At 73.2% G+C, this 23,891-nt stretch carries 26 protein-coding genes; 13 read left to right on the top strand and 13 right to left on the bottom strand.

Going from position 1 to position 23,891, the window contains the following annotated elements; all coding sequences use genetic code 11:
- Positions 1-80: 80 nt before the first annotated feature.
- The 7 genes from AMK25_RS02480 to eccCa form a co-directional block, all read right to left on the bottom strand.
- The gene (locus AMK25_RS02480; RefSeq protein WP_043327076.1) at positions 81-362 is read right to left on the bottom strand and encodes a WXG100 family type VII secretion target; all 282 of its coding nucleotides are present in this window, start codon (positions 360-362) and stop codon (positions 81-83) included.
- 28 nt (positions 363-390) lie between these two features.
- The gene (locus tag AMK25_RS02485; protein ID WP_073825883.1) at positions 391-699 is read right to left on the bottom strand and encodes a WXG100 family type VII secretion target; all 309 of its coding nucleotides are present in this window, start codon (positions 697-699) and stop codon (positions 391-393) included.
- A 223-nt stretch (positions 700-922) separates the two neighbouring features.
- Complete coding sequence (locus AMK25_RS02490) at positions 923-1,201, bottom strand: hypothetical protein (protein WP_073825886.1); 279 nt, start codon at positions 1,199-1,201, stop codon at positions 923-925.
- Between the two features lie 12 nt (positions 1,202-1,213).
- A complete protein-coding gene (locus AMK25_RS02495) occupies positions 1,214-1,942 on the bottom strand; it encodes a hypothetical protein (RefSeq protein WP_073825889.1) in 729 nt (242 codons plus the stop codon).
- A gap of 31 nt (positions 1,943-1,973) precedes the next feature.
- On the bottom strand, positions 1,974-2,267 hold the full coding sequence (locus tag AMK25_RS02500; RefSeq protein ID WP_073825893.1) for a hypothetical protein: 294 nt from the start codon (positions 2,265-2,267) through the stop codon (positions 1,974-1,976).
- A 16-nt stretch (positions 2,268-2,283) separates the two neighbouring features.
- Positions 2,284-2,694 (bottom strand): YbaB/EbfC family nucleoid-associated protein, encoded by a 411-nt coding sequence (locus AMK25_RS02505; protein WP_073825897.1) that lies wholly within the window; start codon positions 2,692-2,694, stop codon positions 2,284-2,286.
- Positions 2,695-2,769: 75 nt separating this feature from the next.
- Positions 2,770-6,735, bottom strand: a complete 3,966-nt coding sequence (gene eccCa, locus AMK25_RS02510; RefSeq protein ID WP_073825900.1) for a type VII secretion protein EccCa — start codon at positions 6,733-6,735, stop codon at positions 2,770-2,772.
- 168 nt (positions 6,736-6,903) lie between these two features.
- On the opposite strand from eccCa, the gene eccD reads away from it, so the two are divergent.
- On the top strand, positions 6,904-8,301 hold the full coding sequence (gene eccD / locus AMK25_RS02515) for a type VII secretion integral membrane protein EccD (protein ID WP_073825904.1): 1,398 nt from the start codon (positions 6,904-6,906) through the stop codon (positions 8,299-8,301).
- Here the strand turns inward: eccD and AMK25_RS02520 are convergent.
- Complete coding sequence (locus AMK25_RS02520) at positions 8,285-9,457, bottom strand: type VII secretion protein EccE (protein WP_073825908.1); 1,173 nt, start codon at positions 9,455-9,457, stop codon at positions 8,285-8,287. The two genes, eccD and AMK25_RS02520, sit on opposite strands and share 17 nt — an antisense overlap.
- Positions 9,458-9,618: 161 nt before the next feature.
- Here AMK25_RS02520 and eccB point away from each other — a divergent pair, with 161 nt between their 5' ends.
- From eccB to AMK25_RS02560, 8 genes are all read left to right on the top strand, one after another.
- Complete coding sequence (eccB, locus tag AMK25_RS02525) at positions 9,619-11,091, top strand: type VII secretion protein EccB (protein ID WP_073825911.1); 1,473 nt, start codon at positions 9,619-9,621, stop codon at positions 11,089-11,091.
- A gap of 115 nt (positions 11,092-11,206) precedes the next feature.
- Positions 11,207-11,578 (top strand): hypothetical protein, encoded by a 372-nt coding sequence (locus AMK25_RS02530; RefSeq protein WP_073825915.1) that lies wholly within the window; start codon positions 11,207-11,209, stop codon positions 11,576-11,578.
- Complete coding sequence (locus AMK25_RS02535) at positions 11,571-12,851, top strand: WXG100 family type VII secretion target (protein WP_073825918.1); 1,281 nt, start codon at positions 11,571-11,573, stop codon at positions 12,849-12,851. Before AMK25_RS02530 ends, AMK25_RS02535 begins: the two co-directional genes overlap by 8 nt.
- 174 nt (positions 12,852-13,025) lie before the next feature.
- The gene (locus tag AMK25_RS02540) at positions 13,026-13,436 is read left to right on the top strand and encodes a hypothetical protein (RefSeq protein ID WP_073825921.1); all 411 of its coding nucleotides are present in this window, start codon (positions 13,026-13,028) and stop codon (positions 13,434-13,436) included.
- Positions 13,437-13,591: 155 nt separating this feature from the next.
- Positions 13,592-14,425 (top strand): hypothetical protein, encoded by an 834-nt coding sequence (locus tag AMK25_RS02545; protein ID WP_073825925.1) that lies wholly within the window; start codon positions 13,592-13,594, stop codon positions 14,423-14,425.
- Between the two features lie 547 nt (positions 14,426-14,972).
- Positions 14,973-15,308, top strand: a complete 336-nt coding sequence (locus tag AMK25_RS02550) for a DUF1232 domain-containing protein (RefSeq protein ID WP_073825929.1) — start codon at positions 14,973-14,975, stop codon at positions 15,306-15,308.
- 22 nt (positions 15,309-15,330) lie between these two features.
- Positions 15,331-15,744 carry a pyridoxamine 5'-phosphate oxidase family protein gene (locus tag AMK25_RS02555; RefSeq protein WP_073825932.1) on the top strand — a complete coding sequence of 138 codons (414 nt, stop codon included), beginning with the start codon at positions 15,331-15,333 and terminating at the stop codon, positions 15,742-15,744.
- A 144-nt stretch (positions 15,745-15,888) separates the two neighbouring features.
- Positions 15,889-16,497 (top strand): C39 family peptidase, encoded by a 609-nt coding sequence (locus AMK25_RS02560; protein WP_073825936.1) that lies wholly within the window; start codon positions 15,889-15,891, stop codon positions 16,495-16,497.
- Between the two features lie 76 nt (positions 16,498-16,573).
- On the opposite strand, the gene AMK25_RS02565 is transcribed toward AMK25_RS02560, so the two are convergent.
- Positions 16,574-16,756 (bottom strand): antitoxin, encoded by a 183-nt coding sequence (locus AMK25_RS02565; protein WP_073825939.1) that lies wholly within the window; start codon positions 16,754-16,756, stop codon positions 16,574-16,576.
- Positions 16,757-16,885: 129 nt separating this feature from the next.
- Between AMK25_RS02565 and AMK25_RS02570 the strand changes: the two genes are divergently transcribed.
- A complete protein-coding gene (locus tag AMK25_RS02570; RefSeq protein ID WP_073825943.1) occupies positions 16,886-18,040 on the top strand; it encodes an AI-2E family transporter in 1,155 nt (384 codons plus the stop codon).
- Positions 18,041-18,163: 123 nt separating this feature from the next.
- Here the strand turns inward: AMK25_RS02570 and AMK25_RS02575 are convergent, their stop codons facing one another.
- Positions 18,164-18,862, bottom strand: a complete 699-nt coding sequence (locus AMK25_RS02575; RefSeq protein WP_143194678.1) for a dienelactone hydrolase family protein — start codon at positions 18,860-18,862, stop codon at positions 18,164-18,166.
- Positions 18,863-19,228: 366 nt separating this feature from the next.
- Here AMK25_RS02575 and AMK25_RS02580 point away from each other — a divergent pair, with 366 nt between their 5' ends.
- From AMK25_RS02580 to AMK25_RS02590, 3 genes are all read left to right on the top strand, one after another.
- Positions 19,229-19,621: a MerR family transcriptional regulator gene (locus tag AMK25_RS02580; RefSeq protein ID WP_030503529.1), complete on the top strand. Its 393-nt coding sequence runs from the start codon at positions 19,229-19,231 to the stop codon at positions 19,619-19,621.
- Entirely contained in the window at positions 19,591-19,938 is a 348-nt protein-coding gene (trxA, locus tag AMK25_RS02585) for a thioredoxin (protein ID WP_073825946.1), read from the top strand. The genes AMK25_RS02580 and trxA overlap by 31 nt, the downstream gene beginning before the upstream one ends.
- A gap of 61 nt (positions 19,939-19,999) precedes the next feature.
- The gene (locus tag AMK25_RS02590) at positions 20,000-20,179 is read left to right on the top strand and encodes a hypothetical protein (RefSeq protein ID WP_073825950.1); all 180 of its coding nucleotides are present in this window, start codon (positions 20,000-20,002) and stop codon (positions 20,177-20,179) included.
- Positions 20,180-20,220: 41 nt separating this feature from the next.
- On the opposite strand, the gene AMK25_RS02595 is transcribed toward AMK25_RS02590, so the two are convergent.
- From AMK25_RS02595 to AMK25_RS02605, 3 genes are read right to left on the bottom strand one after another with little or no spacing between them, the layout of a single operon-like run.
- Positions 20,221-22,590, bottom strand: a complete 2,370-nt coding sequence (locus AMK25_RS02595; protein WP_073825954.1) for a glycoside hydrolase family 65 protein — start codon at positions 22,588-22,590, stop codon at positions 20,221-20,223.
- Positions 22,587-23,339: an HAD family hydrolase gene (locus AMK25_RS02600; protein ID WP_073825957.1), complete on the bottom strand. Its 753-nt coding sequence runs from the start codon at positions 23,337-23,339 to the stop codon at positions 22,587-22,589. The genes AMK25_RS02595 and AMK25_RS02600 overlap by 4 nt, the downstream gene beginning before the upstream one ends.
- Before the next feature lie 47 nt (positions 23,340-23,386).
- A complete protein-coding gene (locus tag AMK25_RS02605) occupies positions 23,387-23,854 on the bottom strand; it encodes a DUF4442 domain-containing protein (RefSeq protein WP_073825959.1) in 468 nt (155 codons plus the stop codon).
- Positions 23,855-23,891: the final 37 nt, after the last annotated feature.

Consider the following 23,891-nt stretch of genomic DNA (forward strand, 5'->3'; position numbering starts at 1 on the left):
GCAACACACGACGAGGCCGGAATACACGACGGCTCCGCCCGGCACGAGCCGGAGCGGAGCCGCTGTGGACCGGTCCTGGTTCAGCTGCCCCAGACCTTGGAGTTGCTCATCTCCGTGGTCATGTAGTTCTCGCGCGCGATGCCCACCGCGCCGCCGATCTCGTTCAGGACCTTGTTGATGTCCCGCACGGCGGCGTCCCACTGGGCCTGGTGCTGCTGGTAGGCGGCCCGGTCCTGGCCCTCCCACTCGAGCTTGGTCAGCATCGCCCGCAGCGTGTCCAGCTTCTCGTCGATGATCCGCGAGATGGCCTGCATCTGCTGGTTGCTGCTCTCGAGAACAGCGTAGTCAACCTTGATGCTCATCAGTTCCTCCTCTGCCTGTCTTCGCGGATCACGGGTTGAGAGCAGCGTGGAACTTGTCCAGCATCTGCTGCTGCTCTTCGTCGTTGACCTGGTGCGTGGTGCCCGACTTGTCGAGCAGGTCCGCGATGTTGTCCATCGCGGTCAGCAGCTTGGTCGTGTCCTCGGTCCAGCGGTTCATCAGGCCCTGGAAGCCCGTGGACGCCTGGCCCTTCCAGGCCATCGCGAGGTCGTCGACCACGTTCCACAGCTTCTTCAGCTCGCCGTCAACCTCGCTGCGCGTGGACCGCACGTCACTCGCGGCGGTGTGCAGAGTCGCTGCACTGACCTCGAACGCCATGCTTCACACCCTTCCGTCATCTTGTGGCGGCGGTTCCGCCGCGCCCTCCCCCGCGGCAAGGCGAACACACCCCACCGACGGACACTTCATCCGAACCGTAGCGGACGATGTCCAACCCGCGCAGCCCTGCTGTCCCATCGATGTATTCCGACAGCCCAGGACCGACAAGGCGATCCGGCGCTCTCCGTACGAGTTGGACGGTCCATCCCGAGGTCAGGACCGCTCAGGTGCCGCTCTGGCGGTCATCGGCACGTCTCACGATCGTCGACACGCCGAAGGCCAGCACCGCGACCAGCAACACCACCACGACCCACAGCAGCGGCTTCTCGAACGCGCGCTGGAACGTCAGCACCAGCAACGCCGCGCAGGTGCTCAGCGAGACCACCTCGGCGGCCCGCCGCAGCCGCGCCGAACGGGTCAGCGCGGCGAACAGCATCAGGACCACGAAGACCGGGATGGTCAGCAGGACGTACAGAAACAGCACGAAGATCAGAGTGTCCACGGCCCGCTCCCGTCACCTGTAGAACGCGGAGTCCTGAACCCAGTCGATTTTGATGTCCTTGATGTCCGGGTCGGAGCCGGCGGGCGCCCAGCCGGGCCGGGAGTCCGCGGTGAACGTGAACCGGCTGTCGGTGTGGAACGCGGAGAGCAACGCGTGCAGCAACGCGCTGATCTCCCCGAAGACCAGGACCAGGATCGCGGCGGTGGCGGCCAGGCCGGCGATGCCGATGGCCTGGGCCAGCGCGGTGGTCGCGGGGAAGAACTGGAGCGCGATCGAGGCGATCACCGCGACCAGGATCGGCATGAGCGCCTGAGCCAGGCCGGAGACCGCGTCGTTGTACGCGTCCCGGGCCGCGGTGAGCGTGTCCCGGTTGGCGTTGAACGCCTCGGCCAGCGAGTTGATCTCCGCGCCGAGCTTGCGCATGAACTGGTCGAACGCGTCCCGGTCGTCGAAGTCCCACTCCGACGCCTCCGGCGGGACCGCCGCCATCGCCGCGCCGAACTGGTCCGCCCCGAGCAGACGGGCCGCCTCGTCCCACTTCTTGATGGACTCGTTCACCTGCTGGTTGTCGAACGACTCCAGGTAGAGGATGGTGCCGATCAGCGCCGCCGAGGCGGCGATCCAGACCAGGTTTCCCCGGGCGATGGCCGCGGCCGACCGTACCGGCGCCGTGGTCTGGGCGACCGACACCGAGCCGGTCACCGTCCCCGAGGCGTTGGCGATGAGGATCTCCGGTGGCATCAGGCGTCCTTCCCCTGGCGGGCCCGGCCGGTCACTTGACCACCCAGGGCTGATCCGACTTCTCCCAGTTCTTCGCGCTCTGTTCGAGCTGCGCGGCGGCCTTGCGCAGATGCTCCACGCCGGTCCGGACGTTGTCGAGGTGCCCGTCCACCGCCGCGTTGTGCCGCTCCACCGCGCCGGTGCCGAACCAGCTCAGCGCGCTGCCGGGCAGCTTCACCTCGGCCAGCAGCGCCTCGACGTTGCGCAGGTACTGGATCGGGCCGTCCGGGGCGTCGAGCATCCGGCTCGCCTTCCGGATCGCGTCGACGTCGACGGTGTTCGGCATCGTCGTCCCCTCTCGCTCAGCGCCGCAGATTGCGGGTCGGGTCGGACAGATCCACCCCGAACTGGCGGAACCAGTCCTCCGGGGTCAGCGTGCCGTCCTGCGCCCGGCGGACCGTCTCGGAGTCGCCGAGCATCTCGCCCAGCATCTCCCGCTGGCGCTCCTCGAACGCCGCGTACGCGGCGCCGACAGCGGCCTGGATCGACTGGGCCAGCGAGAAGCTGTCCAGCCGCATGGCCCGCGCGTTCAGCTCGACGTCGCCGACCTTCATGTCGCCGTCCACAGTCACCCGAACCAGCCCGTCCGGGCTCTCCCCGGTGACCCGCAGCTCCGCCCGCTGCCGCTGGAGCTCGGCCAGCCGGCGCTGCTGCTCCTGTGCCTGCCGCAGCAGGCCTTCCAGGGCTCCACCGATACCCGACGGGCTGCTCAACTCCGGGCCCTCCCCGTAATCGCGACGATCGATCGGGCCGACGCTACCGGAAACCCGCGCCGGTCGTCCGTCCCGTCAGGCCGGTTCCGTCCACGCGGTCTGGATCAGCTGCTGGCCGTCGCGGCGGCGCACCAGCGTGCCCCGGCCCGGCGGCTGCGGAGTCGGCCGCAGGTTGCCGAAGACCGCGCCCTCCTCCCGGCTACCGGACATGAGCAGGCCCGGTGAGTCCAGCTCACGCAGGCGTTGCAGCACCGGCTCGTACAGCGCCCGGGCCACGCCACCCACGCGCCGCGTGACGATCAGGTGCAGGCCGATGTCCCGTGCCTGCGGCAGCAGCTCGTGCAGCGCGCTGAGCGGGTTGTTCCCGCCGGAGGCGACCAGGTCGTAGTCGTCCACCAGGATGTAGAGGTCCGGCCCCTTCCACCAGCTGCGGTCGCGCAGCTGCGCGGTGGTGACGTCCGGGCCGGGCAGCCGGTTCTGCAACGCGCTGCGGATCGAGCCGAGGCCCTGGCTGAACACCTGGTTCGACGGCGCGTAGTCGAGCAGGTGGTCACCCTCGACCGCGCCGAGCAGGCCGCGCCGGTAGTCGGCGATGACCAGCCGCGCCTGGGCCGGGGTGTACCGCTCGGCGATCCCCCGGGCGATCAGCCGCAGCAGGTTCGTCTTGCCGCACTCGGCGTCGCCGAACACGGTCAGGTGCGGCTCGCTCGCCAGGTCCAGGTAGACCGGGGCGAGCGCCGACTCGTTGACGCCGATCGGGATGCCCGGCGCCGACCGGTCGACCACCTTGGCCAGCTCGGTGACCGCCAGCTTGCGCGGCAGCAGCCGGACCTTCGGCGCCGGGCGGCCCGGCCAGTTCGCCGCGACGTGACCGGCCAGCGCCACCGACGCCTCGGTCAGGTCCTCGATGTCGCGCTTGCCGTCGATCCGCGAGATCGCGGTCAGGAAGTGCAGCTTGTCGCGGGTCAGGCCGCGACCCGGCGCGCCGACCGGCACGTTCTGCGCGGCCCGCCGGTCGATCTCCGACTCGGACGGGTCACCGAGCCGCAGCTCCAGCTTGGTGCCGAGCAGGTCCCGCATGTTGATCCGGATCTCCGCCCAGCGCACCGCCGTGATCACCACGTGGACACCGAAGCCGAGGCCCCGGTTCGCCAGGTTGGTGATGGTCTGCTCCAGCTCCTCGTACTCCTGGCGCAGCGTGTTCCAGCCGTCCACCACGAGGAAGACGTCACCGAACGGGTCGTCGGCGAACTCACCGGCAGCGCGGCGGCGCCGGTAACTGGCCACCGAGTCGATGCCGTGCTGGGTGAACCGGTTCTCCCGCTCGTCGATGACGGCGACCACCTCGGCCACCGTCCGCCGGACCGCCTCGGTGTCCCGCCGCCCCGCCACGCCCGAGGTGTGCGGCAGCCCGTCCAGGCTGCGCAGCGCGCCACCACCGAAGTCGAGGCAGAAGAACTGCACCTCGCGCGGCGTGTGGGTGAGCGCCAGCGAGGCCAGCATCGAGCGCAGCATGGTGCTCTTGCCGCTCAGCGACGCGCCGACGATCACCACGTTGCCGCCGGCCCCGGCCAGGTCCACCATCATCGGGTCGCGGCGCTGCTCGTACGGGCGGTCCACGATGCCGACCGGCACGGCGAGCCGGCCGCGGCCCGGCCAGTCGGCGGTGGTCAGGCCGTACGTCGGGTGCACGCTCAGCTTCGGCAGCATCTCGGCCAGCCCGGACGGCTCGGCGAGCGGCGGCAGCCAGACCTGGTGCGCCGGCTTGCCGCGGCCCTTGAGCTGGTCGATCAGCACGTCCAGCATGGCCACCGCCTTGCCGTCGCCCGACTGCTCCGGCTCCGGCGTGGCCTCCGCCGGGCTCGGCAGCGCCGGCGCCGGTACGTAGTCGATGCCGTACGGGACGATCCGCCGCTGCACCTGCGCCCGGGTGGAGCGCTGCACCTGCCCCGGCGCCTGGTACGGGCCGGACACGTAGGCGGCACGGAACCGCAGCATGGTGGCGGTGTCGGTCTTCAGGTAGCCGTGGCCCGGCGCGCTGGGCAGCTCGTACGCGTCCGGCACGCCGAGCACGATCCGGCTCTCCACAGCCGAGAAGGTGCGCAGGCCGATCCGGTACGACAGGTGCGTGTCCAGGCCACGCAGCTTGCCCTCCTCCAGCCGCTGCGAGGCGAGCAGCAGGTGCACGCCGAGCGACCGGCCGAGGCGGCCGATCATCACGAACAGGTCGATGAAGTCCGGCTTGGCGGCCAGCAGCTCGGAGAACTCGTCACAGATGATCAGCAGGCTCGGCATCGGCTCCAGCGACTCACCGGCCGCCCGCGCCTTCTCGTAGTCGTAGCGGGAGACGTAGTTGCCGGCCGCCCGCAGCACCTCCTGCCGGCGGTTCATCTCACCGGCGAGCGCGTCCCGCATGCGGTCGACCAGCGGCAGTTCGTCCGAGAGGTTGGTGATCACCGCGCTGGTGTGCGGCAGCGCGTCCAGCGAGGCGAACGTGGCGCCGCCCTTGAAGTCGACCAGGACGAAGTTCAGCTCCTCCGAGGAGTGCGTCACGGCCAGCGCGGCGACCACCGTACGCAGCAGTTCGCTCTTGCCCGAGCCGGTCGCGCCGATCACCAGGCCGTGCGGGCCCATGCCCTCGTGCGCGGACTCCTTGAAGTCCAGCTCGACCACGTTGCCGTCCGGGCCCAGGCCGAGCGGGATGCGCAGCCGGTCGCGGTGGCTGCGCGGCCGCCAGGTCTGCCGGACGTCCACGGTGGCCGCGTCGCCGACGCCGAGCAGGTCGGGCAGCTCCATGCTGCGGGCCAGCGGCTCCTCAGTGCTGGCGCCCTGCTGCTGGGAGAGCCGGAACGGGGCGATCTGCCGGGCCAGCCCCTCGGCGGCGGACAGGGACAGCCGGTCCGGGTGGCCGAGCCGGGACGTGGCGGTGCCGCGGACCAGGTCGAGCCCGGTGCCGTCGCCGGCGTCCAGGCAGAGCAGCCAGCGCCCGGCGTCGCGCGGCACCGTGCCGGACAGGTCGACCACTGTGGTGCCGAGCAGGCCCGCGCCGGTCAGCGCGCAGGTCGCCGAGACCTCGCCGCCGTCCAGCACGACCACCACGTGCGGCGCGGTGGTCAACGGCTTCGCCTCCGGCGCGAACCGGGGCCGGCCGCCCAGGTCCTGGGCGAGCGCGGTCTCCGCCTCGTCGAGCGCGGCGAACACCATCCGGCGCGCGCCCGCCGCGTCGGTACGCCCCGGGTGCTGGGCGTGCGGCAGCCACTTCACCCAGTCCCAGACCGGCTGCCGGTCCGGCGCGGCCACCACGACCACCAGCAGGTCCTCCGGGGCGTGGAACGTGACGAGCTGGCCCAGCGCGGCCCGCGCCAGGTCGAGCACCGGCTCCCGGTCGCCGCGCAACGCGATCCGGCTGAACGCGCGCAGCGACAGCGCGGTGGGCAGGTCCGGCACGCTGGAGTGGGCCCGGACGAACCGGCGCAGCGCGATCGCGCTCATCGGCTCCAGGTCCTCCACCGGCTTGGTCTCCGGCGGCACGATCTCCACCGCCAGCCGCTGCGGGCCGAGCGCGATCCGCACCTCGCCGAAGTCGTCCTCGGTGATCCGCCGCTCCCACAGCCGGCGGGAGGCGGCGATCGACCAGAGCGCGTCCGGCTCCGGGTGCCGCCAGGTCATCGCGGCGCGCTGCTGCTCGGCGGCCCGGCGGGTGCGCTTGCGCATCTGCGCGAGGTAGCGCATGTAGTCGCGGCGCTGCGCGTTCAGCTCGGCCTTGTCGTTGCCGCCGTTGCCGAGCGTGCCGATCGCCATGCCCAACATGGACACACCGAACAGACCACCCGCGACGTACGTCATCATGCCGCCGCCGCGGCCGGCGTAGAGGAACGCCATCGCGCCGACGCCGCAGAGCATCGGCAGGATCATCAGCACCTGCCCCATGCCCTTGGCCTTCGGCTCCGGCAGCTCGGGCGGGGACTCCAGCAGCACCTCGCCGCGCGGCAGCGCGGGCCCCTGTTGACGCGGAAGTCGGCGGAACACCACCGTACTCACGGCTCTCCCCTCTCAGAAGCGGCCCTGATCGTGGTCTGCCACCGCCGGTGAGCGTCGGGTGGGCAACCTGTGCGACCGCCATCGTAGGTAATCTCCCGGAGGCGTCGTGGACCCGTGGGGCGACGCCGACGGCCGAGCGGATCGTTTGCGAGCAACGAGGAGGCCACTGTGGCGACGAAGACGGCGACCGGCGGGCTGAGCCGGATCACCATCGTGGCGCCGCGTACCAGGATGGACCTGGCGCTGCCGTCCGACGTGCCGCTCGCCGACCTGCTGCCCACGCTGCTGCGCTACGCGGGCGAGGACCTGGCCGACGAGGGCGTGCGCCACGGCGGCTGGAGCCTGTCCCGGCTCGGCGGCCAGCCGCTCGACGGTGGCCGTACCGCGGCGCAGCTCGGGGTCCGCGACGGCGAGGTGCTCTACTTCAACCCCCGGGCGGCCACCGCCCCGGAGATCGTCTTCGACGACGTGGTGGACGCGGTCGCCACCTCCACCACGCAGCGGGCGGGCGCCTGGCAGGTGGGCACCACCCGGACGTTCGCGGTCCTCCTGGCCGCCTCCGCGCTGGCCGCCGGAGCGGTGGCGGCGCTGCTCACCGGTCCGCCACAGCTACCCGGCGCGGCCGCCGCGTTCGTGGTCGCGGTGGCTCTGCTGGTCGGCGCCGCGGTGCTGTCCCGGGCGGCCGGCGACAGTCGCACCGGCGCGGTGCTGGCCCTGGTCGGGGTCGGCTACGCGGGCGTCGGCGGCCTGCTCGTGCTCGCCGGGGACCGCACGCTCGGCGAGCTGGCCAGCCCGCACGTCCTGCTCGCCGGCACCGCCGTGGTGGTGTTCGGCGCGATCGCCGCGCTCGCCGTCGGCGACCGCCTGCCGCTGTTCCTCGGCGCGGTCGGCGTGGGGGCGGCGGTCGGCCTCGGCGCGGTGCTCAGCCTGGCCTTCGACATCGACGCGGCGGCCTCGGCGGCCGTGGTGGCGACCGTCGCCTTCGGCGCGCTGCCGGCGCTGCCGATGCTCGCCTACCGCCTCGCCCGGCTGCCGGTGCCGTCCATTCCCACCGGACCGGACGACCTGAAGACGGACACCGAGTCGGTGGACGGGCCGTCGGTGCTGCGCAACAGCGAGCGCGCCGACGGGTTCCTCACCGGCCTGCTCTGGACCGTCTCGCTGCTGGTGCTCGGCGGCGAGGTGGTGCTGGCCGAGGACGGCCGCCTGCCGGCGGTCCTGCTCTGCCTGGTGCTGGCGCTGCTGTCGCTGCTGCGGGCGCGCCCGTTCCTCAGCCGCGGGCAGCGCACGCCGGTGCTGCTGTCCGGCACCGTCGGCCTGGGGCTGGTCGCCGCCGCCCTGTTCGCCGCCGGCTCGCTGGCGGTACGGCTGGGTCTGATCCTCGGCGGCCTGGCCGTGCTGGCCGTGATCAGCCTGGTCTACGGCCTGACCGTGGCCGGCAAGCGGATCTCGCCGGTCTGGGGCCGGATCCTGGACATCGTCGAGATCCTGCTGATCATCGCGTTGGTGCCGCTCGCCGTCTGGGTGTGCGGCATGTACGGCTGGATCGTCAACCTTCGACCGTGACGGTTCCCATCGCGGTGCCGACCGGCGCGGTCGCGTAGACGCCGGGGCCGTGCTGGCCGTCCAGCGGGCGGGCCGGCACACCGACGCGCCCGGCCATGTCCCGGACCGCCTTCACCAGCGCCTCGGCGTGCCCGTCCATGGCCGCCACCCGCAGCAGCGGCGGCACCCGCCGGCCGCCCGGGAGCACCACCGCGGCGACCGTGTGCGAGGGCGCGGAGGTGGCGGTGACCGCGTCCACGAGCGCGCCGAGCGCGCCGTTGGGGCGTACCCGCAGGGCCAGGCAGCGCTGCGTCCAGCCGCCCCCGCGCACGCTGGTCCACGTCTCCACCGGGGCCTCCGGCGCCAGGTCGAGCCCGGCCCCGGACACCACCGCCGCGTGCAGCTCGTCGCGGCCGAGCACGCGGTGGCTGAGACCGGCGGCGTTGAGCGCCTTGCCGAGCCGGCCCACCCCGGCCGCCACCGTCCGGTGCACGCCGCGCAGGCCGCCGCCCCGGCTCACCGTCTCGGCCCGCGCGTCGGCCACCGACAGGCGCAGCGCCACCCACACGGTCCGGTGCGCCGACGGCGGCGCGCCGGGGGCCGGGTACCAGACCAGGGTGTGCGAGACGACCTGGGTCTGGGTGACCGGGCCGGAGAAGTCGGCGAGCACGGCGAGCGCGCGGTCCACCACGGCGGCCTCGATCGAGCCGGCGGGCGCGCCGGGGCGGCCGGTGAGCGCCAGCGCGGCGAACCAGCCCCGGTCGTCCTGCCCGATGCCGAGGCGGGTGCCGCGCTCGGTCAGCTCCACCACTGTCAGTTCCGGGGCGAGCGCGGCCAGCCGGGGGTCGCCGCCCGGCGCCGCGCCCCGGGCCCGGTCGCGGCGGCGGCGCAGCCGGCGGCGGAGCATCAGGTCCTCGTACCACCAGCGACCGCCCCGGCGGGCGAACGCGGCGGTTACGGCGAGCAGCGCGAGTACGCCCACCACCCCGAGCAGCCAGGCCGGGCCGGCGGTGGCGAACCAGACCGCGAGCGCTGCGCACTCCACCACGACGAGCTGGCCGACCACGACCGGGCCGAGCCGGCCCCGGCGGCGCTTGTCGGCCGGGGTGACCGGCCGGTCCGCCGGTACGGCGGGGGCGGTGGCCGTACGACCGGGTGGCGCCTGCAGCTGCGTCATCGGTGAGCGTCCCTTCTGGACATCCTGGGCGTCCGCCGGCGGGGTGCGGCGTTCGGGCGGCGGACGGGGTCCGGCGCACCCCCGGCGGCCCCTTATCGTAGGGAAGCCCGCGGCGCCGCTCGGCCCTGTCGTCGTGGACCCACCCCCGCCGGAGGTTAGTCATGCGGACCCGCCGCGATCAGGTGCAGGCGTACCGCTTCGTCACCCGCCGCATCGTCTCGGCGTTGCTCTCGGGTGATCCGGAGACCAACGACCTGCCGATGCGCCGCCTCGGCATGGCGGTGTTCGGCAGCGTGATCGCGGCCGCCGTGGTGCTCGGCGGGGTGGGCGCGTACGGGCAGCTCACCAGCAACTCGGCGCCGCTGGAGCCGAACACGCTGGTGATCGAGCGGGAGACCGGCGCGACGTACTACTTCGGCGAGGACCGGGTGCTGCGCCCGACGCTCAACTACGCCTCGGCCCGGCTGATCGTCAACGACGCGGCGGCGAAGCCGCGCACCATGTCCCAGGCGTCCATCAAGGACCGGCCGCGCGGCCGGCTGGTCGGCATCGTGGGCGCCCCGGACGACCTGCCGGACCGCAAGTCCCTGGTCGGGCTCCCCTGGTCGGTGTGCGACGTGCCCGACCCGAACGACACGCAGCGCTCCACCACGCACCTGGTGATCGACCGGACGCTGCCCGGTGGCACCGCGCTCACCGACCGGGCCGTCGTGGTGCGCACCGGCGAGGCCCGCTACCTGCTCACCGGCGGCTCGCGGCTGCGCGTCGCCGGCGACGACCAGGCGCTGGTGGCGTTGAAGATGGCCGGCGTCACGAACCTCACCGTCGGGCAGCAGCTGCTGAACGCGGTGCCGGTTGGCCCGGTGCTGCGCAAGCCCACCATCGACGGGGACGGCGGCCCGAGCGGGCTCGCCGTCGCGGGCCGGCCGGCCCGGATCGGCCAGGTCTACCAGGCGGCCGGCCAGTACTACGTGCTCACCCGGCAGGGCCTGGCAACGGTCCGGGAGGTCACCGCGTTGCTGCTGCTCGGCCGGGGCGGTGAGGTGACGCAGATCACTCCGGACGAGGCGGGCCGGCTCCTCACCGACCAGCGGCTGGAGCCGGACGGCCTGCCCGCCCGGCTGCCGACGCCGCACGAGGTCCGCCCGGGGCGCACGGTGCTCTGCGCCACCTACCGGCCCGGCCCGGCCGGCCAGCCGCCGACCACCACGCTGGAGGTCTTCGACTCCCCGCCGGCCGAGCTGACCGAGGCGACAGCCGCGATGCCGTCGCGGCAGGGCGGCCGGGACGCGGTACGCACCGCCGAGAACGTGCTGCTGCCCGGCGGCAAGGGCGTGCTGGCACAGGCCACCGCCGGGGAGAGCGGCAAGCCCGCGGCCGGGTCGACGGTCTACCTGATCACCGCCCAGGGCATCCGCTATCCGCTCGGCACCGACGGGGGCGACGCGAAGAGCGCCCTCGGGTACGGCGACGTGACGCCGGTGGCCGTACCCGCCTCGCTGCTGGCGCTGGTGCCGACCGGCCCGACGCTGTCCCGGGCGGACGCGATGGCGTACTTCGATGCCTCGTCCCCGCCGGCGCCCACCGCGAGCCCCTCCGCCGGCGGCGCGGCGGCCCAGGTCCAGGGCGGTTGACCGACCCCTTCGGGATCCGATGTGGATGGAAGCTGTCACGGGTCGCCCGGGTTGGCGCGTTTCGACTAACCTGAGTGCGGCGAAGGTTATCGACGATGACTACGGGGATACAGCCATGACGGGTCGCACGACAGTAGACGTACTGTCCCTGGAGGACTTCCACCAGCGACTTGAGCGGCGCCTGCACGAGGCGGAGTCGGTGTTGCGCAAGCTCAACACCCAGATGCAGTGCCGCCCGCCGGCGCTCGGCACGTTCACCGACGCGAACGACAACGCACGTCGCTACTCCGAGACGCACCAGAGCTACGTCAACCACGTCGACCGGCTGCGCCGGGCGATCCTGGCCGCCCGCGAGGCGACCCACAAGATCATGACGAACTACAAGACCGCCGAGGCCCGCAACGCCGCCGCCGCGGCCGACATCGCCGCCGCCCTCTCGGGGCTGAACGAGGCGATGAAGCAGCCGAAGGAGGACCCGCGTGTCTGAGTACACCCGGCGCTACGAGCACGTCAGCCACGAGGAGCTCTACCAGGGCGTCAACGCCGGCGACCCGAGGCAGATCGAGGCGCTCAGCGCCCAGTGGACCTCCCTCAAGGGCACGCTCGACGACCTCGGCCGCGACCTGACCGCCGACCTGGAGGCGCTGTCCAAGAGCTGGACGGGCGACGCCGCGCGCGAGTTCACCAGGCGGCTCGACATGGTCGTGCGCTATTCCGGCAACCTCGCCGAGGGCATGACCGGCATCCGGCAGGGCCTCGACATGATGTCCAGCGAGCTGCGGGCCGCGCAGACCAAGGCGGAGAGCCCGGAGAAGACCGACGACAACGACAAGCTGCTCTCCGGCGCCGGCAAGGGCTTCCTGCTCGGCGGCGCCCCCGGCGCGGTGATCGGCGGGATCGTCGGCCACCAGCAGGACAAGGCCGAGCAGGAGAAGGCGCACCAGCGGATGGTGCAGGTCGTGGCGAAGCTCGCCGAGGGCTACGACTTCTCGGCGTACGGCCGGATCGTCGTGCCGGACCCGCCCGAGGTCGAGCTGCCCGGCAACACCAGCAACGGTGACCCGAACCTGCAGAACGGCCCGTCGGTCAAGACGCCGTCGTCCGGCCCGGGCCTGGGCAGTTTCGGCCCGGGGGCGAGCGCCACCGCCACCACGTCGGGCGTGCACCACACGGCGCCCACCAGCGGCTCGCCGGGTGAGGGCACCCCGGGCGCCGGTGCCCCGGGCGGCAGCCCCGGCGCGGGCGCCCCGGGTTCGGTCACCACCGGCGGCACTGTCGACCCGACCGGCACCTCGCTGGCCGGCGCCGGCCCGCTGACCAGCACCACCGGCGGCCCGACGATCGGCGGCGGCCCGGGCCTCGGCTCCGGCGGCGGCCCGGCGACGATGACGGCCGGCGGGGGCGGCGGCGGGCTCTACGGCGCCCCCGGCGTGCTCAGCACCGGTGCACTCGCGGGCACCGGTCCCAACTCGGCGTCCTCGGCCCGGTTCGGCGGAGTGCCCGGCGCGGAGAACCGCGCGGCGGCCGGCACCGGCCGGCTCACCTCCGGTCGCGGCCTGGTGGTCGAGGCCGGAGGCAAGGCCGGCGAGCGCGCCGGCGGCACCGGGCGGCCCGCGATGGCCGGTCGTGGCGGCGTGCTCGGTGGTCGCGGCAGCCATGGCGACGACGAGTCCGACGGCCGGCTGACCTGGCTCACCGAGGACGAGATGGTCTGGGGCGACGGTGACGGCGCCCCGCCGCCGGTGCTCGGCGGCAACTGACGGCATCCACGAAACGGCGCGGCGCCCCGGCGGGCTCCGCGCCGTTTCGCGTCCGGTGGAGTCCGCTCGCCCGCCCTGACGAATCGGTCCGTCCACAGCGACCCGTGGGACGGCTCACGTAACCAGCAAGATCTTTGAGCTGCGAAATCGTTCGCCGGCCGATAGGTTGAAACGGTGCTGCCCGTAGCGTTCACCCCGTCCACCTGGACGGCGACGCTGCGCCGGATCGCCCGCACGGCCGTGGCCAGCCTGGTGCTGATCGCCGGCCTCCAGGGCATCGCCGCCGCACCCGCCCACGCCGTCGTGACCGGGCAGTCCGTCACGACGGTTCGTACCGCCGGGTTCGGGGCGACCGACGCCCGGGCGACATCCGCCGCCGGATTCGCGCCGAGCGCGATCGCGTCTCCGGTCGCGGCAGGCACCACGACGGCCGGCGGCGCGCCCCGGTCCGCCACCGGCCCCGCCGCCGACGCGGCCGCCGTCACCGATTCCGCCTCCGCCGGGCGCGTGCCCGGCGTCGAGGCCGTGGCCGTCGCCGACCCGGCTCGGGCGGCCATCGCCCGCCGCGGTCCGCCGCGCGCCTGACCGGACCACTTTCCGGTACGCCCCGACGCGGCCCGATGAGCCGCACCCGCGCGCCCTGCCGCGCGTCGAGTCGCGCCTCCGCACGAGGCGCACCCGCCCGGACCACCGGGCCACAACCGTTTGTTCGTCAGTCGTTCCACCTTGAGGTGCTGGTAATGCAGACCGTCTTCTCCACCGTCCTGCCCGACATCCCCGCGGCCGCCGTGATCTGGCTGGCTCTGCTCGCCGTGGCCGCGACAGTGATCGCCGCCCTGATCGTCCGCCCGTCCCGGTTCCGCTCGGAGCTTGTCGACCGGATCAGTGACGCCGCCCGGCCGAGCAGCATCGAACAGGCCGAGCGGGCCCGCGTACAGGATCGGGAGCGGGACCGGTACGCCGACGAGGTGGCGGTGGCCGCCGCCCGCGCGGCGGCGACCGCCGAGCGGAGCCGGTCGGAGTGGCTGACCGCGCAGGAGGAGGCCGAGGCGGCCTGGCAGGCGTACCAGGCGGCCGAGGACGACGTGCGGCGCTTGGGCGCCGCCGCGGCGCTGCCGCTGCCCCGGACCGCCCGGACCCCGGCCGAGTACGCGGACCGGGAGCGCTGGCTGCACCGGGCGGCGATGGACGCCCAGTGGCGCAACGAGATCACGGTGCGGCAGCTCAGCGACATCCTCGGCGGGAACGGCTGGGACCCGAGCCGGCATCCGGTGGAGCAGGAGCTGCTGCTGCGCCGGCTGGTCCGGGACAACCTCGCCGCGCGGCACCGGGCCGCCACGCAGCGGGAGCAGGCCGCCTGGCAGGCCGCCGAGCTGGCCGCGGCGGCGGCGCAGAGCCTGCGTGACGAGGTGTTCGCGGCGCTGCACCCGGTCGTCGAGCCGCAGGCGGAGCTGTCCATCGTCGGGTTCGCCGGGCCGGACACCACCCGGGAGCTGCCGACCGGGACGGCCGGCGCCGACATCACCCGCGAGCTGAGCCCGGTGGCCCGGGGACGGGCGGCCGTCGCGGCCTGAGCGCCCCGCCGTCCCGAGCCGTTGCCGCCACTTCGGGGTAGTGGTGGCCCGGTTCGCCAGTTCGGGGTGGTGGCTGGGTCGGCACCACTTCGTTGCCACCACTTCGGCGAAGTGGCGCCCGGCTCACCAGCCCGGGGAGCTGGCTAGGTCCGGGGCACCCCGATGCCGCCACTTCGGCGTAATGGCGGCCCGTTCGCCAGTTCGGCGAAGTGGCTGCATTCCGGGCACTCCGATGCCGCCACTTCGGGGTAGTGGTGGCCCAGTTCGCCAGTTCGGCGAAGTGGCTGGATCAGCGCCACTTAGTTGCCACCACTTCGGCGAGATGGCGCCCGGCTCACCAGCCCGGGGAACTGGCTAGGTCCGGGGCACTCCAATGCCGCCACTTCGGCGTAATGGCGGCCCGTTCGCCAGTGGGGTGGTGGCTGGGTTGGCACCACTTCGTTGCCACCACTTCGGCGAAGTGGCGGTCCGGTGCCCCGGATCACGACCCAGGGCGCCACGGCCACGCCCGCGGGCGGCATCGACCCGGCTCGGCTAGCGTGAGGGCGTGTCCCGCGAATCCTGGGTGCTCGTCGTACTCGCCGCCGTCGTCGCGGCGGCCATGCTGGCCGGGGCGGTCGTGCTCGCCGTCCGGCTGGTCCGCACCCGCCGCATGCTCGGCGCGCTCGGCGCCGGTGGCAAGGTCGCGTTCTACGGCGCGCTGATCTACACGATCATGCCGGTGGACCTGCTGCCCGACCCGATCTACCTGGACGACATGGGCGTGCTGGCCGGCGCGCTGTTCTACCTGGGCCGGCTGGCAGTCAAGCACCGCGCCGCGCAGCGGGCCACCGGGGAGTCCCCGGCCCCGGCGTTGCCGCCCGGCGCGGCACCCCGTCGATGAGGCACGCGAGCGAGGAGACGGCATGGCGGGACGACACCGGTTGGACCCGCACGACGGGCGGGTGGCCCGTTTCTTCGCGGACCGGCATCTCGCCACGCTGACCACGCTGCGCGCCGACGGCACACCGCACGTCGTACCGGTGGGGGTGACCTTCGACCCGGAGGCCGGAGTGGCCCGGGTGATCACCTCCGCGGGGTCCGCCAAGGCCCGGCACGTCGCGGCGGCCGGGCCGGACGGCACTCCGGTGGCCGTGTGCCAGGTCGACGGCCGCTGGTGGCTGACCGTGGAGGGCCGGGCCGTGCTGCGCCGGGACCCGGATTCGGTGGCCGAGGCCGAGCGGTGGTACGCCGGGCGCTATCGCACGCCGCGTCCGAATCCGGAGCGGGTGGTCATCGAGATCGCGGTTACCCGGCTTTTGGGCAGCCTGCCCGACTGAGCCGGTCTGTCCGGTTTCGCGGTGGCTCCGGTCACGCCCGGAAATGAGGCCCGGAAGCAGGGCGGTTGAACTCTCCGTACGCCGAGCGCCACTCCTGGTGCCGCGTCTCCGCACGGAGCGCCGACCCCCGAATGGAGCCTCGACATGAACCCGATCATCCGCAAGTGCGTGCTCTCCGTCGCCGGCCTCGCCGCTGCCGGCGGGGCCGTGGCCGGCCCGGCCGCCGCCCACGCGGCCCCGGTCAAGGGCAAGGGTGACCGCACCGCCAATTACGAGTACCAGGCCCAGCCGAACTTCTTCTACTGTGGCCCCGCCTCGGCCCGCATCGCGCTCTCGGCCGAGGGCAAGGACGTGAGCCAGGACGAGCTGGCCGTGAAGCTGGGCACCACCCAGAACGGCACCGACTCCGCCATCGACATCACCCGGGTGCTCAACGAGTACACCGGAGGCAAGTACCGGACCACCGAGATCCGCGACGACGTGGCCACGCCGGAGCAGGTCGCACGCCTGCGCGCGGACATCCGGGCCGCAGTGGACGACGACCGGCCGGTGGTGGCGAACATCCTGGGCGGCGCCCGGGACGTCGACGGCGTGGAGCACAGCTACCCCGGCCACTACCTGACCGTGGTGCGGTACGAGGGCGACGTCGACACCGTCCTCATCGCCGACCCGGCCCGGCCGGACACGCCGACGTACTGGATGGACGTGACCGAGCTGGCCAACTGGATCGCCGGACGCGGCTACAGCTCCTGACCCCGACGCCACGGCGGCCACGCTCCCCAGGGGGCGTGGCCGCCGTCGTGTCCGGCGCCGGAGCGGGTGTACGGGGTCAGCGCCCGGTGTCACCCTCGCCGGTCCGCTGCTGCGCCGCGTCGACGCCCTTGTCGATCTGGTTGTCGTACTTGCCGCCGGTGCGCTTGTCGGCCGCGTCGCCAGCCTTCTCGATGCCCTGGTCGACCTGCTTGTCATGCTTGTCGGCGAAGTCCTTCGCCTTGTCCATGAAGTCACTCATGTCGGATCTCCCTTCGATACGTTGGAAGCCTTCCCTGGGGCTGGGGGCACAAACACCGGGTGGGCCATTACCGCCCTGGTGTCGGATCGACGTCCGTCGGGTACCAACGGCCACGATCGAGGAGGCGACGTGGACGCTGATGGATCCGAGCCGACGCGGCCGGCACCGACGACCGGCCCGCGGCAGACCTGGGCGGGACTGCCCTGGCCGGTGCGGACCGCTGTCACCTGGAGCGCCTGCCTCCTGGTGGTGACCGCTGGGCTGTGGCTGCTCGGGCAGATCGCGGTGCTGCTCGCGCCGCTGGCGGTCGCGCTGGCCGGCACGCTGTTCCTCGCCGCGCTGCTCGACCCGGTGCTGGTACGCCTGCGCCGGCTGCGGGTGCCGGCCGGGCTCGCCGCCCTGCTCAGCATCCTGCTGTTGCTCGGCATCCTGGGCGGTGCCGGTGTCCTGGTCTGGAATCTCACCGCGAGCCAGTTCAGCGAGCTGAGCCAGCAGCTAGACGAGGGGCTGCAACGCACCCGGGACTTCGTCACCTCCAGCCTGCCGGTAACCGACCAGCAGCTCGACCGGCTGGTGGAGCAGATCCGGCAGGGCCTGAGCAGCGGCGCTCCCGACCCGGTGGCCGGTGCGCGCAAGGTCGCCGAGGTGGCCGGCGCGATCCTGCTCGCGCTGGTGCTGCTGTTCTTCCTGCTCAAGGACGGCCGCTCGATGTGGCACTGGGTGTTGCGCCGGCTGACCGGCCCGCGCCGGGAGCTGACCGCCGAGGCGGGCCGAGCCGGCTGGCGCACGCTCGGCGCGTACAGCCGGGGCACGATGATCATCGCGGCGATCGACGCCATCGGCATCGGGCTGGCGCTGGTCGTGTTGCGTGTCCCGCTGGCCCTGCCGCTCGCCCTGATCACGTTCCTCGGCGGCTTCGTGCCGATCATCGGCGCCACGGTGGCCGGCGCGGTGGCGGTGCTGGTCGCGCTGGCCGCGAACGGCCCCACTACCGCCCTGCTCACGCTCGCCGCCGTGATCGCCGTCCAGCAGATCGAGGGCAACCTGCTGGAACCTCTGGTGATGCGGCGGCAGGTGCAGCTGCACCCGGCCGTCATCCTGGTGGTGGTCACCGCCGGCACGCTGGTCGCCGGGGTGGCCGGCGCGTTCGTGTCGGTGCCGATCGCGGCGGTGCTCTGGCGGGTGCTGGACACCGTGCAGCGACACCGCGCCGCCGCGGCGAAGCGCGCAATCGGTCCCGGCCCGGCTGCCGGACCCGGCCGCACCGTCGAAGCCACCGGCTGACAGCCGGGCCGTCGAAAGCCGCGGCATGACAGCCGCGCCGTCGAGGCCGCGAGCTGAGCCGGGCCGTCGAAGCCGCTGGACGAGGATCGCCCGGCCGCCGGTGGTGCGGGCGGCACCCAGCGCTCAGGCGGGGTGCGGCTGGCGCAGGTGGGTGGTGAACCAGGTGCCGGCCTGTTCGGCCACCTGTTCCAGCGTGCCGGGCTCCTCGAACAGGTGCGTGGCGCCGGGCACGATCCGCAGCTCCGCCACCTCGCCGAGCGCGTCCCGGGCCTGCTCGTTGAGCACGATCACCTGCTCGTCCAGGCCGCCGACGAGCAGCAGCGTCGGTGCGCGTACCCCGGTCAGTGAGCTGCCGGCCAGGTCGGGCCGGCCGCCCCGGGAGACCACCGCGCCCACCCGGTCCGGCCGGGCCGCCGCGGCGACCAGCGCGGCGGCGGCGCCGGTGCTGGCGCCGAACAGCCCGATCGGGAGTTGCCCCAGCTCCGGGTCGGCGCCCATCCAGTCGACGATCCCGGCCAGGCGCTCGGCCAGCATCCCGATGTCGAAGCGCAGCTCGGCGGTGACCTCGTCCCGCGCCTCCTCGTCGGCGGTCAGCAGGTCGACCAGCACGGTGGCCAGCCCACGGTCGTTGAGCGCGCGCCCGACGGCCATGTTGCGCGGGCTGTGCCGCGAGCTGCCGCTCCCGTGCGCGAACAACACCACCCCACCGGCGTTGCCGGGCACGCTGACATCCCCGACGAGCCCTGCGTCCACCACAGGCACCGAAACCTCACGCATATCCCTCACCCCCGCCCACCCGATACCCCCCAGCCGCACGATCATGAAGTTGACGGCCCAGAAAGCGCTCCCCCACCCCGCCAACTTCATGATCACGCCATCCGGGCAAAACCACGGGGGAGATCTTGGTACGAAACGGCCCCTGGAGGGGCCATCTCGTACCAAGATCCGCGAGGGACGCCACCCCAACCCCGCGGAACCCCGCCCCGACAGGGTTGATCATGAAGTTGGCGGCAGATTTGGAGATCCACAACGCCGTCAATTTCATGATCGACGGGGACAGCCAGCGGGGAACGCAGCGCGGGGACGCAGCGCGGGGACGCCCGCGCGGGGAGGCCGACGCGTGCGGGGTTGCGTTGACGTCGGCGGCAAGGTTTAGCGTCGACCCACAGGCAGGGACGGGGGCGGCGGATGCGGATCGGGGAGCTGGCGCGGCGGGCCGGTACGAGCACCCGCACCCTGCGCTACTACGAGACCCACGGCCTGGTCCGGCCGGGCCGGTCCGCCAACGGGTACCGGGTCTACGACGAGGCGGAACTGCGCGTCGTCCGCGAGATCCGGTCCCTGCTGGCCATCGGTTTCGGCTTGGACGACATCCGTCCGTTCGTCGCCTGCCTGCGTGCCGGTAACGACTCCGGGGACGTCTGCCCCGATTCGGTGGCGGTGCTGCGGCGCAAGCTCGCCGAGGTGGACGACTACCTCGACCGGCTCGGCGACGTCCGCCGCCGCCTGCACGACCAGCTCGCCCACGCGATCGCCCAACGGGAGGAAACATGCCTCAGGACACGGGGACCGGCCGGCTGACCCCGGTCACCGACGACACTTTCGCGGCCACCGTGCTGGCCGCCGACCGGCCGGTGGTGGTCGACTTCTGGGCCGAGTGGTGCCCGCCGTGCCGGGTGGTGTCGAAGCACCTGGCCGAGTTGGCCGACGAGTTCGGCGATGCGTTGCGCTTCGTCACCCTCAACACCGACGAGAACCCGGCGACCGCCCGCGCCCACCGGATCATGTCCGCCCCGACGATGCTGGTGTTCCGGGACGGCGAGGTGGTCGGTTCGATCGTCGGCTCCCGCCCCAAGGACCACCTGCGGCGCAGCTTCGCCCGCCACCTGGACGGTTGATCCGCCGCGGGGCGGGAACGCGCGGGGTGACCACGGACCCCGACGGATCGCGAGGATCGTCATGGCGAAACAGGACAGGTCCCGGGAACAGGAACTCACCGACCAGGAGCGCCGCAAGCAGGAGCTTGAGCGCTCGCCGGAGTGGGCCGACCGCGCCGCGACGGCGCGGACGTCCGACGACCCGCGGGCCACGGCGCCGCGCGACGCCGGCGGGCGTCCGTCGAACGGCCGCCAGTTCTGAGGTACGCGTACGTAGCGGTCCCGCCCGCCGTGGCGGGACCGCTACATGCGTTCCGGCAGGTGCATCAGCGGCGCGCGGCCCTGCGGCTGCTCCGGCTGCGGCTCGTTCGGTTGCGCCGGCGGGATCGGCACGGTGACCGGCTGCGCCGAGGTGACCCGCAGCAGCTCGCCGTGGTGCCGCAGCTCCACCACCGTGTCCGGGCCGCCGTTGCGCAGCGAGTACGTCGTCTGGTGCGGCCGCACGTCGACGCGTAGTCGCATCCCGCGCCACTGGAGCGAGAACTCCAGTCGGCTGAGGCGGCTGGAGAGCCGGGGCGCGAAGGATAGCGTCCCGTCGTGGTCCCGCAGCCCGCCGAATCCGGCGACGAGCGCGATCCAGGCGCCGGCCAGCGATGCCATGTGCACGCCGTCGCGGGTGTTCTCGTTCAGGTCGTGCAGGTCCATCAGCGCGGCCTCGCGCAGGTAGCGGTGGGCCAGTTCGAGGAAGCCGACCTCGGCGGCGAGCACCGCCTGGGTGCAGGCGCTCAACGACGAGTCGCGTACGGTGCGCCGTTCGTAGTAGACGAAGTTGCGCAGCTTCTCGGCGGCGCTGAAGGCGTCGCCCCGCCAGTGCATGGCGAGCACCAGGTCGGCCTGCTTGACGACCTGCTTGCGGTAGAGGTCGAAGTACGGGTAGTGCAGCAGCAGCGGGTACTTCTCCGGCGGCGTGTGCTGGAAGTCCCACTCCTGGAACCGGGTGAACCCCTCGACCTGCTCGTGCACCTCGGTCTCGACGTCGTACGGGACGTGCATGTCGTTCGCGGCGTCCCGCCACGCGGCGGCTTCTTCCTCGGTGACGCCGAGGTCGAGGGCCTGGTCGCGGTAGCGCATCGCGCAGTCGGCGGCGGTGAGCAGGTTCCGCTGCGCCATCAGGTTGGTGTAGACGTTGTCGTTCTTCACCGCCGTGTACTCGTCGGGGCCGGTCACGCCGTCGATGTGGAACTGCCCGGCCCGGTCGTGGTGGCCGAGCGAGCGCCACAGCCGGGCGGTCTCGACAAGCAGTTCCAGCCCGATCTCGCGTTCCAGCGTCTCGTCGCCGGTCACCAGCACGTAGCGGCGCAGCGCGTCGGCGACGTCGGCGGCGATGTGGAACGCGGCGGTCCCGGCCGGCCAGTACGCCGACGACTCCGGGCCTTCGATGGTGCGCCACGGGAAGGCGGCGCCGTCGAGGTTCAGCGTGCGCGCCCGTTCCTGGGCCTGGGCGAGCGTGGCGTGCCGCCACTGCAACGCGTCGCGCACCGCGCCGGGCTGGGTGTACGTGAGCACCGGCAGCACGAACATCTCGGTGTCCCAGAACGCGTGGCCGTCGTACCCGGGGCCGGTGAGGCCCTTGGCCGAGATCGGCCGCCGTTCCGCGCGGGCGCCGGCCTGGAGCACGTGGAAGAGGCCGAACCGGACGGCCTGCTGCACCTCCGGGTCGCCCTCCACCCGCACGTCGGCGGCGTCCCAGAACGCGTCCAGGTATTCCCGCTGGGCCCGGCGCAGCCCGTCCCAGCCGTCGAGCCGGGCGGCGGCGAGCGCCGCGCCGACCTGGTCGCGCAGCGCCGGCAGCGACCGGCGGCTGGACCAGCCGTACGTGAGGTACTTGATCACGTGCAGCTTCTCGCCGGGCTTGAGCACGCAGCCGATGGTGGTGCGGACCCAGTCCTCGTACCCCTCGCTCTCGATCGTGGTGCGTTCGGGGCCGTGCACGTCGTGGCCCATGGCGGCGGCGACCCGCAGGCCGCTGACCTTGGTCCGGTGGATGAGCAGGCCGCCGTCGTCGGTGGTCAGCTCCTCCTCGGCCTGCAACGGTGACTCCAGCACGGCTGCCACCCGGGGGTCGCGGCTCTGCGGCGGCAGCGTCTCGTTGGCGACCAGCTCGGACTGGAGGATCAGCCGCAGCGGCCCGTCGACCGGCTCCACCTCGTAGTGGATGGCGGCGACCGAGCGCTGGGTGAACGACACCAGCCGGGTGGTGCGGACCTTGACCTCGCGCCCGGCCGGGGAGCGCCAGTGCAGGTCGCGTTGGAGCGTCCCGGTGCGCATGTCGAGGACCCGCTCGTGGGCGAGCACCTCGCCGTAGCGGACGTCGAGGGGTTCGTCGTCCACGAGCAGCCGGATCAGTTTGCCGTTCGTGACGTTGACGATGGTCTGCCCGGACTCGGGGAAGCCGAAGCCGGCTTCCGCGTACGGCAGCGGGCGCAGCTCGTAGAAGGAGTTCAGGTAGGTGCCGGGCAGGCCGTGCGGCTCGCCTTCGTCGAGGTTGCCGCGCAGCCCGATGTGCCCGTTGGAGAGCGCGAACACCGACTCGGACTGGGCCAGCACGTCCATGTCGAGCCGCACCTCCCGGACGTGCCAGGGCTCGACCGGGTATGCCCGTTCCCGGATCACGCGGCCGGCTCCGCCGCGAGCAGGTCGGCAAGGTCGGTGACCACCACGTCGGCGCCGTGCGCCAGCAGTTCGTCGGCCTGGCCGACGCGGTCGACGCCGATCACGTACCCGAATCCGCCTGCGCGTCCGGCGGCCACGCCGGCGAGGGCGTCCTCGAAGACGGCGGCCTGCGCCGGTTCGACGCCGAGCAGCCGTGCGCCTTCCAGGAAGGTGTCCGGGTCCGGTTTGCCGCGTAGCCCGTTCGCGCGGGCGATCACTCCGTCGACCCGCGCCTCCAGCCAGCGGTCCAGCCCGGCGGCGTGCACCACGGCGGCGCAGTTGGCACTGGCCGAGACGACCGCCCGCCGCAGCCCGGCCGCGGTGGCGGCCTCCAGGTAGCGAACCGAACCCTCGTACGCCTCGACGCCGTGCTGCTCGATCTGCTGGAGCAGGACGACGTTCTTGCGGTTGCCGAGGCCGTTGACGGTGTCCGCCTCGGGCGGGTCGTCGGGCGAGCCCTCGGGCAGGGTGATGCCGCGCGAGGTCAGGAATGTGCGCACCCCGTCGGCGCGCGGTCTGCCGTCCACGTAACGGTTGTAGTCCGGTCCGGGGTCGAACGGTTGGAACGGCTCGCCGGTTTCGACGGACCGTCGCCGCAGGTAGGCGTCGAACGTCTCCGCCCAGGCGGCGTTGTGCACCTTGGCGGTCTGCGTCAGCACACCGTCCAGATCGAAGAGACACGCGCTCACGTGCGCGGGGAGGCCCAGCATCGTTTGAATCTATCCAGGCGCCGCGCCGGGCAAACACACTTCGCGGGTCAGCGGTTCGGGCGTAGCGTCCAGATCACGGTGAGCGAGGAGGTGAGCGTGCCGTCCTCGGTGCGCACCTCGACCTCGACCGGGAACTCGGGCCGCCGCCCGGCGTCCAGTTCGGCCAGCACTTCGGCGGGTACGCCGCCGAGCCGCGCCGTCGCCAGCACCGGCCCCACCGCCACCTTGAGGTAGCGGATGGTCGCGGTCACGGCCAGGGGTACGGCCCGGTCGAGCACCTGCCCGAACGCGGCCAGGACGACCGCGCCCGAGGCGCTCTCCCCCAGCGTGAACATGGCCCCGGCATGCGGGCCGCCAACGTGGTTGTGGTGCGCCGGGTCGTCGGGGAGCCGGACCACGGCCCGGACCCCGCCCTCGGCCTCGGGCGCCACCTCGACGAACTCGATCCCGAGCGTGCGGGCGAACGGCACGGCGCCGAGGAGACCGGCCGCCACCTGGCGAGAGTCGATGCTCATGCCCGAACGCTACTCGCCGGTAACAACACCGGCAAGG

The sequence above is a fragment of the Micromonospora sp. TSRI0369 genome (assembly GCF_001905625.1).
Classification (GTDB): Bacteria; Actinomycetota; Actinomycetes; order Mycobacteriales; family Micromonosporaceae; genus Micromonospora; species Micromonospora echinospora_A.